This is a genomic window from Mesorhizobium sp. M1A.F.Ca.IN.020.04.1.1 (assembly GCF_003997315.1).
Lineage (GTDB): Bacteria > Pseudomonadota > Alphaproteobacteria > Rhizobiales > Rhizobiaceae > Mesorhizobium.
In genome coordinates this window covers 1-10922 of the sequence record NZ_RZSN01000128.1, presented here as the reverse complement: position 1 = coordinate 10922, position 10922 = coordinate 1, and the positions used below count along the sequence as shown (strand labels likewise).

General features: G+C 61.8%; 9 protein-coding genes, 1 tRNA gene and 1 pseudogene. 5 read left to right on the top strand and 6 right to left on the bottom strand.

Annotated elements, in window-relative coordinates:
- Together EOA49_RS22605 and EOA49_RS22600 are read right to left on the bottom strand one after the other, a co-directional pair.
- On the bottom strand, window positions 1–290 hold a 290-nt coding region (locus tag EOA49_RS22605), incomplete at its 3' end, for a serine hydrolase (protein WP_164749263.1).
- 83 nt (window positions 291–373) lie between these two features.
- Entirely contained in the window at window positions 374–1642 is a 1269-nt protein-coding gene (locus EOA49_RS22600; RefSeq protein ID WP_127241294.1) for a septal ring lytic transglycosylase RlpA family protein, read from the bottom strand.
- Window positions 1643–2437: 795 nt separating this feature from the next.
- Between EOA49_RS22600 and EOA49_RS22595 the strand changes: the two genes are divergently transcribed.
- The 5 genes from EOA49_RS22595 to rimO all read left to right on the top strand — a co-directional run bounded on the left by EOA49_RS22595 (window position 2438) and on the right by rimO (window position 7524).
- A tRNA-Ser gene (locus EOA49_RS22595) sits at window positions 2438–2527 on the top strand.
- 158 nt (window positions 2528–2685) lie between these two features.
- The gene (locus EOA49_RS22590; protein WP_095800717.1) at window positions 2686–3084 is read left to right on the top strand and encodes a hypothetical protein; all 399 of its coding nucleotides are present in this window, start codon (window positions 2686–2688) and stop codon (window positions 3082–3084) included.
- 1643 nt (window positions 3085–4727) lie between these two features.
- Complete coding sequence (locus EOA49_RS22585; RefSeq protein WP_066989790.1) at window positions 4728–5135, top strand: DUF930 domain-containing protein; 408 nt, start codon at window positions 4728–4730, stop codon at window positions 5133–5135.
- Between the two features lie 276 nt (window positions 5136–5411).
- Window positions 5412–6071 carry a TerC family protein gene (locus EOA49_RS22580; RefSeq protein WP_127241295.1) on the top strand — a complete coding sequence of 220 codons (660 nt, stop codon included), beginning with the start codon at window positions 5412–5414 and terminating at the stop codon, window positions 6069–6071.
- 139 nt (window positions 6072–6210) lie between these two features.
- The gene (gene rimO / locus EOA49_RS22575) at window positions 6211–7524 is read left to right on the top strand and encodes a 30S ribosomal protein S12 methylthiotransferase RimO (protein ID WP_127243354.1); all 1314 of its coding nucleotides are present in this window, start codon (window positions 6211–6213) and stop codon (window positions 7522–7524) included.
- Window positions 7525–7594: 70 nt separating this feature from the next.
- Here rimO and EOA49_RS22570 read toward each other — a convergent pair whose 3' ends face one another.
- The 4 genes and pseudogenes from EOA49_RS22570 to EOA49_RS22555 form a co-directional block, all read right to left on the bottom strand.
- Window positions 7595–8662, bottom strand: a complete 1068-nt coding sequence (locus tag EOA49_RS22570; RefSeq protein WP_066989795.1) for a BMP family ABC transporter substrate-binding protein — start codon at window positions 8660–8662, stop codon at window positions 7595–7597.
- A gap of 51 nt (window positions 8663–8713) precedes the next feature.
- Window positions 8714–9634 carry an ABC transporter permease gene (locus EOA49_RS22565; protein WP_095800718.1) on the bottom strand — a complete coding sequence of 307 codons (921 nt, stop codon included), beginning with the start codon at window positions 9632–9634 and terminating at the stop codon, window positions 8714–8716.
- Entirely contained in the window at window positions 9634–10746 is a 1113-nt protein-coding gene (locus EOA49_RS22560; protein WP_127241478.1) for an ABC transporter permease, read from the bottom strand. The genes EOA49_RS22565 and EOA49_RS22560 overlap by 1 nt, the downstream gene beginning before the upstream one ends.
- Window positions 10743–10922 (bottom strand): annotated as a pseudogene (locus tag EOA49_RS22555) (ABC transporter ATP-binding protein); the annotation flags it as partial. The gene EOA49_RS22560 and the pseudogene EOA49_RS22555, both read right to left, overlap by 4 nt.

The window sequence follows — 10922 nt, the reverse complement described above, 5'->3', positions numbered from 1 at the left end:
CCGCCGGTGCGCCAGGCGTTTTCGCTGACCACGAAAGTATCGTCGAGCGTGATCCGCTTCGATTTGATGGCGTTGAAGACCACCTCCATCGTCATCAGCTTGGCCATCGAAGCCGGCGGGATCGGCTTGTCGGCATCCTTGGCGAAAAGCACCGTGCCGGTGTCGGCGTCGAGCATGAAGGCCTGGGCCGCCTTGGTCTCGAAAAGCTGCGCACCGGCCGGGGCTGCCCAAAGCAGTATCAGCGCCAGGCCTAGTAATCCGGCGAAAGGCTGAAAGATGCGGAACTGCATGAAAAATCGACCCACTTAGCCGTGCTGGCGTCGACAAGCTATCAGGGTTCTTTCCGCTGGATCAACGGCGGGCGCGAAATTGATCAGTTTCGCACAACCAATGCGTCCGGCGCGCCGTGCGACCAGGCCGCCTGCAGCAGGTCGTCGATGCTGCTATGGCCATCCGGATAGACGTTGACCGCGTACCAGTCGTTGCCGTCGAGCTCGGTGCGCTGGATTTCAGTCCTGCCGAACGGCTCGAGCGCCGCCGCCACTCGGTTTGCCTGCGCCGCATTGTCAAAAGAGCCGGCGGCCACATAATCGGAGGCCGGCGCCTGTTCCTGGCCGTTCGACTTCTTCCACGACTGGAGGATGTCGGCCGGCGACATGCCGCTGCCGTCGAGGGCGGCAAAGACGTCGGCGTGATTGACGCGCTCATCCGCGTAGGACAGCGACGCCATGGCAAAAGGCGAGTTCGGCGGCAGCCTGAACTGCGGCCGCTCGGGCACGATCGGCCCGAAATCCGGCAGCACTACATCGCTGGCGCCCTGCGCTTGCCCCGACGTCGCCGGTTGCGCGGTCGGCTGCTCCGACAGACCGGGCTGCGTGCCAAAAGCCTGCCCAGAACTGGTCAACTGGCCGGGGAACGGCACGGCCGCTGGAGGTGCATCGCTCATCGACAGGCTGGGCGACGGGCCGTTCATGGCCACCATCACGCCCGTCGGCAGGCCGTCGGACGGATCGGGCCGCCTGTTGCCGGGACGGTAGGAAGCCATCAGATACTGGTCGTCATTGCCGTCGAGCGGCGCCCGACCGACATATTCGACCTTCACCCTTGCCGTGCCGACCTTGCCATAGTCGAGCATTTGCGCGGCACGTTCCGAGACGTCGATGATGCGGCCCTCATGATATGGGCCGCGGTCGTTGACGCGGACGATAATCGAACTGCCGGTCTCGAGATTGGTGACGCGTGCATAGCTCGGCAGCGGCATTGTCGGGTGCGCCGCCGTCAGTTGCATCGTGTCATAGACTTCGCCATTGGCGGTCAGCCGGCCGTGGAAGGCATCGCCATACCAGGAAGCCAGGCCAACCTTGGCGTACTTCTTATCTTCCCTGGGATAGTACCACTTGCCGCGCACCTGGTACGGCTTGCCGAGCTGGTCGCGGCCGCCGCCGCGCCGCATGAAGGCAACGCGCGGGCTCGCCTTCACGCCATATTCGGACTCGGCGAAATATTCCTTGGAGCGCGGCCGCTTGTCGACCATGCCTTTCGGTTGCGGCGTCGACGTACAGCCGGCAAGCAGCACCGCCGAGAGGGCGCACAGCACGAAGGCAGGAGCGCGACGAAGACGCGGGCGCGCCGAGGTCTGCATGTTTTCGATTGTCCCCTACAGTCTCGCCGCCATCAATCGGAGCCAAGCGCCCCGAACGCAGCAACACCTTGATCCCCAATCTCTTTGTGCACAGGAAATGTTTATTACGATGTTAATCGATTATGGCCGGAACCGGGCGAGATTATGGCGGGGAAAAAACTGCCACCGAGGGTGAGCCTTGCGTGGGATGAGCGCCGGATGGAGGGGCAGCTTTTTGGAGGGGGACTTCCATTTCCAACCGGCGCTCACAGCGCTGGACTTGCCCGCGCCAACCAGGAGTTTAGCATGGGCGTCCGCAAGGCCTGTCTAGATCGAACGGATGAACTCGGCTCATCCATATGAGCAGTGGTTTCACGGATCAGTTGGGAGACGCTTTCGCGCCTAGCCGGAGGCGTTGCCGTCGGACTGGACAAGAAGACGCCCACCACGTTTTCCGTAGCGGGCGCTAGTTCGGGAGGAAGTGAGAGACGCTTGCGGTCTGGGTCGTCCCCTTGCCCGCTAAGGACGGTACGCCTCGTTTGGCTGGATAATAAGCGCGCCAGGGTTGAGCCGCCGCATATTCTGGTTGCGTGACATTTTCGCCACAGACATAAAAGTGCCCGGCCAACCGGGCAGCCGGGCAATGCATCGTCTGTCCCGACCGCAGGAAGGCACGTCGCGGTGGTTGACGCAGCCCTGACCGCCGCACTACAGCAATGAAGCGCTAACCGGTCGCAAATGCCTCGGCGTCAATTTTGCGCCGACCATTGAAAATTGATCGATAGCGACGATCGTAAGTGGTTGAAAGACCATGCTGGAGGGATGGCCGAGCGGTTTAAGGCACCGGTCTTGAAAACCGGCGTGGGCGCAAGCTCACCGTGGGTTCGAATCCCACTCCCTCCGCCACAATTCCCAACCCGATCGGCATATCATCTCCTGCATGGCCACCGTTTCGCTGCAGACGGCCATCTGCCCCAATCCTGCTTTGCGTTATTGGTCCGGCGAGCTTTGGTTGCGTGCCGTACCCACTCGATTGTCCTGCCAGATTCAGCTGACGGAACGAGATGGCTGTTTTCGCGTTGTGCGCCATGTCTCTCGAAGACCACATCAGCATGGCGCAGCGTCATGTTCGACATGGCGAGCGGCACATTGCGCGTCAGCACGAGCGGATTGCCCGCTTGAGAACCAACAGGCTGCCGACAGTGGATGCGTTGAGGTTCCTGAGCCTGTTGGAAGAGGTTCACGCTTTGCAGCGGGAGCACCTGTCCCGACTGCTGTCGAAATCGGCCGGATCCAAAGTAGTCTCGGAGCTTTCGGCGAAGACGCAGGTGGCAGAGGGCGGGAGAGACGCGATTTCCATTCCGGACCCCATCGTCCGGCTCGCGCTGGAGCTCGAACAAGAGCTTAACAGCGTCAAATTGAAGTGGCTGACCGCCAAGCCTCCGAGGGGCAAGCTTCACTAGCTGGCTCCGGCAGGTTGGCGGCTCTGCCGCGTCCTTTCGTGCGCTGAGGCCCCTTTAAGCTACTACGCCATCAACTTCTTGATATGTACCGGCCACATCAGCACAAGCGTATGTTTATCGGCAGCCGGTGCTGTGTCTCGCCCCCGAGCCCACCGGTCAGGCCCGGCGTTTGTTGGCCTACCCCGCCAGCCTGCCGGGCCGCCCGGCGTCAGGCAATGGCGTCAAGGTTTCTTGTCCAGTGGAGAACACCGATCTCAGGAGCGCACCAGACTCATGACCTCACGGTCGGCGGCTTGCGCCCCTCAGCCGCACGTTGCCGGGCGGGCAGCGGACACACCGCTGGAGGACAGCCGACACAAAGCGGCGGCACGCCGGCAAAATTCTATTAGCTTTAACTAATTGTAGACCCGCGCTGTCCTATTCTGGGACAGCGCGGGTAGCGCCCACTCCCGCGCCGGCGGCTCCGGCAGGCCCAGCACCCCCCGCCCTCTGTCGGGGCCGCCACCTGACTTTGCTTTATACCAGCGATGGTTGAATCAACCGTTACCACACGTGCCTACCAACGAGCTTTCGTGATCGTTAAATTTTGATGGATCGGAGGATTCCCATCTCACCAGAACTGATCTAGTCTTGCAGGTCGAAGAAATCGCGGGTGGCAACCTATGGAAGCGATGTTCGATGACCTTGCGGCTGCTGTCAGGCAGCCCCGAACAGATATTTATACGGCTGTGCGCGCGTTCGCCCTGCACTTCGCCAGCAAGCTCTTTTTAGGGGTCGCCGTGGGGGTTGGCATCGGTATCGGACTAGCTATCGCTCGCTAAGTCACCAGGAAAGTGCCGGCGGCTGCGCAAAGTCCGCGTAGCTCGCCCTGCTATCCGCTTGCCGTAGCATACCGCGATCGGTGTAGGGTTACCCACTATATTAGCAATAGCCTCCAATCTGACACGAACTTACCATTGGACGTTTTCGGGCGCCGTGGGGAGTTCCAATGCGCATGATTCTTGCTCTGGCCGCACTCACGGCCTGTTTCTCCGTATGGGATCATCTTGCAAACCACGGAACCTATAGCGCTACCCTGCAGCGAAACATTTTTGGTAAAGTGCTTTCCGGCTAACGGCCTTCCCACCGGGGCCGGTTTCCATCGTCAGGCAGGTCGACACAGTTTTTATGTTCGCTTGCTCAGTTAAATGCTCTGCGCCCTTTTGCGTTAATCCAAGCAGCAGTCGGCCCGACAATTCCGCCGGAAGGTCGAAAAATACATCATAGACCATCCATTGGTCACACGGATCCGACAAGCAGGTAAACCTCATCACTGACGGTTCTTCGTTTTAGTATTCCAACGCAAATCTGTTCGCGGCTGAGCCTGCGAAGCCGGGCAGGATTGTGCTCCAGCACTTTGAAAGCACAATACTGCCGCCCGACGAGGAGAAAAAGAGGCTCTACAGTCCCTGCTCTATACGACCCAAGTCTGACAGGCTGCTTGACAGTTCTTCGGCAGCGGAGATCGTTTCATCGCGGACCCCGGAACAATGGCAATAGCCCAGTCGCCGAAGCCCGAGATTGGCTTGTGCCGCATGGCTGGCCTGGCCGAGCCGGCACCCATATCACAAGCACGTGCGTTTGGTTGATTTCTCAGACAGAATATGCTGCTTGTCGCGCCCATGAAAAAGCTCTGCCTGATGGTTCTGGCGCCTCTGGCGCTGGCCTGGCCGGCCAAGGCGATGGACAACGCACTTCGTGCCGGCCTGCTGAAACTCGATCCGCAGACTCGTCTCGAACAGCGTTGCGACGCCGAGGTGCTCGACCGGATCAGCCACGACGATCGCAAATTCAAGGCCGACCGTGTGGTGGCCTATGCCTTCGCCACGCCCCAGATGAGCGCCGACGCGATCAGGAGCCCCGGCGCCGCCTTTCGCAGCAAGGGTCAATGGTTCCGGCTGAAGTTCAAGTGCCAGACTGCGCCCGACCACATGCAGGTGCTGCAGTTGCTCTACAAGATCGGTGACGAGATCCCGGAAACCGACTGGGCAAAATACAATCTTTACGATTGACCGACTGCCGCGGTCGGTTGCGCGCAAATCGGCCTTTCGAGTGCAAACTCATTTGAACCCAATGGAACCAGACGAGCGGCAACCGCTTGTTTCGTGAGTTCTCTTGACGTGCAGGAACCATGCACGTAGAGCAATTCCAGGAAAGGCGCGCAGCCGTTTTTCCCGCCGGAATTGCGTGAAAACAAAGACTTAGAACGCGATCGCATCAATCGGTGAATCGCTCCGGCGTTAGAACACTCGAAGATCGACATTTCGCACACAGGAAGGCTCCAGACGATGGATATTTTCAGCGCCGCAAGCCTGACTGCCCTTGTCCAGGTCATCGCGATCGACCTGGTGCTTGCGGGCGACAATGCCATCGTCATTGGACTGGCGGCCGCCGGCCTGCCGACGGAGCAGCGCAAAAAGGCCATTCTGATCGGCGTGGTGGCAGCGACGGTGCTGCGCATCCTGTTCGCGGCGGTTACCGTCAAGCTGCTTGCAATCGTCGGACTGTTGCTCGCCGGTGGCATCCTGCTGTTATGGGTATGCTGGAAGATGTATCGCGAGCTGCGCACCTCCCATGCCGACGAGCACGAGGCGACGGAGGCGCTCGCCAATTCCGATCTCGACGCCGACAAGGCGGTTGCCGGCAAGGCGCCGCGCAAGACGCTTGGCCAGGCGGCGCTGCAGATCGTCGTCGCAGACGTGTCGATGTCGCTGGACAACGTGCTGGCCGTCGCCGGCGCCGCGCGTGATCATTTCTGGGTGCTGATCGTCGGCCTCGTGCTGTCGATCGGCTTGATGGGCCTTGCCGCCAGCTTCATTGCGCGGCTGCTGCACCGTTACCGTTGGATTGCCTATATCGGCCTGCTGATCATCCTCTATGTCGCGCTAGACATGGTCTACAGGGGCACGATGGAAATCTGGCCGCATGTCAACAACGCGGTGAGCTGACTGCCGCCACCTGACGCGGGCTTTGGCCGGCCACTGATCTGGCCTCGCATTGCGTTTTGCCGCAACAAGGACCAGCCCATACCAATGCCGCAATTAGTGTGGTATGGCGCCGCCGATCCCGAAAAACCTGGAAAAGCTTATGTCTGCCCCTCGTGTCAGTTTCGTCAGCCTTGGATGCCCGAAGGCGCTCGTCGATTCCGAGCGCATCATCACGCGGCTCCGCGCTGAAGGCTACGAGATCGCCCGCAAGCATGATGGCGCCGACCTCGTTGTCGTCAACACATGCGGCTTTCTCGACTCCGCGCGCGACGAGTCGCTCGACGCGATCGGCTCCGCCCTTTCCGAAAACGGTCGCGTCATCGTCACCGGCTGCCTCGGCGCCGAGCCGGAAGTCATTCGCGAGAAGCATCCCAATGTGCTGGCGATCACCGGCCCGCAGGCCTATGAGAGCGTGATGGCGGCGGTGCATGAGGCGGCTCCCCCCAGCCATGATCCCTACATCGATCTTCTGCCGCCCCAGGGCGTGAAGCTGACGCCGCGGCATTACGCCTATCTGAAGATTTCCGAAGGCTGCAACAATCGCTGCACCTTCTGCATCATCCCGGCGCTGCGCGGCGATCTCGTCTCGCGGCCGGCGGCCGACGTGTTGCGCGAGGCCGAAAAGCTCGCCAAGGCCGGCGTCAAGGAGATCCTCGTCATCTCGCAGGACACCAGCGCCTATGGCATCGACATCAAATACCAGACGAGCATGTTCGGCGACCGCGAGGTGCGAGCGAAGTTCCTCGACCTTGCAGAGGAGCTCGGCAAGCTCGGCATCTGGGTCCGCATGCACTATGTGTACCCCTACCCGCATGTTGCCGACGTCATTCCGCTGATGGCCGAGGGAAAGATCCTTCCCTATCTGGACATCCCCTTCCAGCACGCCTCGCCGCAGGTGCTGAAGAACATGCGCCGTCCCGCTCATGGCGAAAAGACGCTGGAGCGGATCCGCGGTTGGCGCGAGGTCTGCCCGGATCTCGCCATCCGCTCAACCTTCATCGTCGGTTTCCCCGGCGAGACGGAAGACGACTTCCAGATGCTGCTCGACTGGCTGGACGAGGCGAAGATCGATCGTGCCGGCTGCTTCAAATATGAGCCGGTCAAGGGCGCGCGCTCCAACGACCTCGGCCTGGAACAAGTGCCGCAGGAGATCAAGGAAGCCCGCTGGCACCGCTTCATGCAGCGCCAGCAGAAGATCTCGGCGACGCAGCTGGCCAGGAAGGTCGGCAAGCGGCTGCCGGTGCTGATCGACGAGGCGCATGGCACCTCGGCCAAGGGCCGCACCAAATATGACGCCCCCGAGATCGACGGCTCCGTGCATATCCAGTCGCGTCGGCCGCTGCGCGCCGGTGAGATCGTCACGGTCAAGGTCGAGCGCGCCGACGCCTACGATCTCTACGGCTCGGCCGTTTGACAAGCGGGATTGGCTGAAAATGAAAGGGCGCCGGTGGGGCGCCCTTTTTGTTTTGATGCCAGGCTGCTGTTTACTGCGGCAGCTTGTCGTCGATGCCCTTGACGTAGAAATTCATGCCGAGCAGCGTGGCGTCGTCGGCGACCTCGCCGTCCTTCAGCCAAGGCGAGCCGTCCTGCTTCGCCACCGGGCCGGTGAAGGGGTTCCAGCCATCGGCGATCTTCTTGGTGGTCGCCTCCGCCATTGCCTTCACGTCGTCAGGCATGTTGGTGAAGGGCGCGAGCTTGACGGCGCCATCCTTGATGCCAAGCCACACATTGTCCGGCTTCCAGGTGCCGTCGAGGGCAGCCTGCACGCGGCTGATGTAATACGGGCCCCACTCGTCGGTGAGCGAGGTCAGCTGCGCGTTCGGCGCGAATTTGATCATGTCCGACGACTGGCCGAACCCATGCAGCTTCCGCTCCTCGGCGACCTGCAGGGGGGCGGTCGAGTCGGTGTGCTGGACGATGATGTCGGCGCCCTGGTCGAACAGCGCCTTGGCGGCGTCGGCTTCCTTGCCCGGATCGAACCAGGTATTGACCCACACGATCTTCACCTTGAAGTCCGGATTGATCGACTGCGCGCCGAGCATGAAGGAGTTGATGCCCATCACCACTTCCGGGATCGGGAAGGAGACGATGTAGCCGGCAAGACCCTTCTTCGATTCCTTGGCCGCGATCTGGCCGAGCACATAGCGGCCTTCATAGAAGCGCGCGTTGTAAATGCCGAGATTGTCGCCCGTCTTGTAGCCGGTGGCGTGCTCGAACATCACCTTCGGGAACTTCTTGGCGACCTTAACCTCGGCGTCCATGAAGCCGAACGATGTGCCGAAGATGATCTTGCATTTCTCGCGCGCCAGGCGCTCAAAGGCGCGGTCGGCGTCCGGGCCTTCCGAGACGTTCTCGAGATAGGCGGTCTCGACCTTGTCGCCGAGCGCTTTCTCCACCTCGAGGCGACCCTGGTCGTGCTGATAGGAATAGCCGAAGTCGCCGATCGGCCCCGTATAAACCCAGCATGCCTTCAGCTTGTCGGCCGCCTCGGCGGTTGCCGCCAGCGACAGGGCCGCGGCCGTGGTCATCAGCGCAATAAGCAGTTTCTTCATCGTGTTACCTCTCTGAGTTAAGCCTTGGAGCTTCCCGTCTTTTTGTTGTCGTCAACGATCCGGAACAAATGGCTGCCCCAACGAAGCCGGCGTGTTCATCATCGTCAGCCGCTTGTTCCGCGAGATTAGAACGAGAACCACGATGGTTGCCAGATAGGGCAGCGAAGAAAGAAACTGGGACGGTACAGGAATGCCGAAAGCCTGTGCATGAAGCTGGCCGATCCACACCGCGCCGAAGATGTAAGCGCCGGCCAGCACCCGCCACGGACGCCAGGACGCAAAGACCACCAGCGCCAGCGCGATCCAGCCGCGTCCCGCGCTCATGTTCTCGACCCATTGCGGCGTGTAGACGAGCGACAGGTGGCCGCCGGCAAGCCCGGCGCAAGCGCCGCCGAAGATCACGGCGAGGTAACGGTAGCGGATGACCTTGATGCCGAGCGCATGCGCCGACGCGTGGCTGTCGCCGATCGAGCGCAGCGTGAGGCCAGTGCGCGTCCTGAACAGAAACCACATCACGGCGGCGGTGAGTCCGATCGAGACGTAGAACAACGGATCCTGGCCGAAGATCAGCTTGCCGACGACCGGTATCGAGCTCAGGCCGGGGATGTCGAGGTTCGGCAGCCTGACGCCAGGCTGGCCGACGAAGCTGGTGCCGATCATGCCGGAGAGGCCAAGCCCGAGCAGCGTAAGCGACAGGCCGGTCGCCACCTGGTTGGTCGCCAGGGAAAGCGTCATGACGGCGAAGAGCAGCGAAAACAGCGCGCCGACGACGATTGCGGCAAGCAGCCCGATCCAGGGAGATCCGGTAAGATAGCCCGCGCCGAAGCCGCCGACGGCGCCCATGATCATCATGCCCTCGACGCCGAGGTTGAGCACGCCGGAGCGTTCCACCACCAGCTCGCCGATCGCCGCGATCAAGAGCGGCGTCGCCGCGGTCGCGATGGTCAAAAGGATGTTGACGGTGATGTCCATCAGCGTGCCTCCTCCAGCTTGGGCGCGGCCTCGAGTTGTGGCGCGGCAAAGCCGATCAGACGAATGCGATAATGAATGAGCGTGTCGCAGCCGAGCACGAAGAACAAAAGCATGCCCTGGAACACGCGCGCCACCTTGTCGGAGATGCCGAGCGCGCTCTGCACCGCCTCTCCGCCGAGATAGGTCAGCGCCAGCACCAGGCCTGCCGCGACGATGCCGAGCGGATTGAGCCGCCCGAGGAAGGCGACGATGATGGCGGTGAAGCCATAGCCGGGCGAGATCACCGGCTGTAGCTGGCCGATGGCGCCCGAGACTTCCGAGATACCGGCAAGCCCAGCCAATGCGCCGGACAGCAGGAAAGTAAAGAAGACCATCTTGCTGAGGCCGAAGCCGGCGAAACGCCCTGCCCTCGGGCTCGAGCCCAGCACGCGGACCTCGAAACCTTTCAGCATGCGGCTCATCATCAGCCAGACCGTGACAGCGGCGACCAGCGCGAAGACGAAGCCCCAATTGGCGCGGCCGGCATCCGGCATCAATTCCGGCAGGACGGCCGAGTCGCCGAACTGGATGGTCTGCGGGAAGCCGTGGCCCTGCGGGTCGCGCCACGGTCCGCGCACCAGCCAGTCGAGGAAGAGCTGCGCCACATAGACCAGCATCAGGCTGGTCAGGATCTCGTTGGTGCTGAAGCGGGTTTTCAGCAGCGCAGGGATGGCCGCATAGAGGGCGCCGCCGACCATGCCGAGCAAGAGCATCAGCGGCAGCACCAGCGGACCTTCGAATTCGGGGAACAGCACCGGGATGATCGAGCCGAAGATGCCGCCCAGAATGAACTGACCTTCGGCGCCGATGTTCCAGATGTTGGCCTTGTAGCAAACCGACAGGCCGACGGCGATCAGGATCAGCGGCGCCGCCTTGATGGCCAGTTCATGCAGTTGCCAGACCTCGCTGATCGGCTGAACAAAGTAGACATTGAACGCATTGAGCGGATTGACGCCGAGCAACGCGAACATGATGGCGCCGGCAATCATCGTCAGCGCGAAGGCGACGAAGGGCGAGAGCACCGAAAACAGCGCCGAGCGCTGCGGGCGTTTGACCAGTTCGAGGCGCATCATGCCGTCTCCATGCTGTGTTCGGCGTGGCCGGGCTCGGCGCCGCCCATCAACAGGCCAATCCTCTCGAAGGTGGCTTCGGCGATCGGCAGCGGCGCGGACAATTCGCCGTTGTGCATGACCGCGATCGCGTCCGACAGCTCGAACAATTCGTCGAGGTCCTGGCTGATGACCAGAAC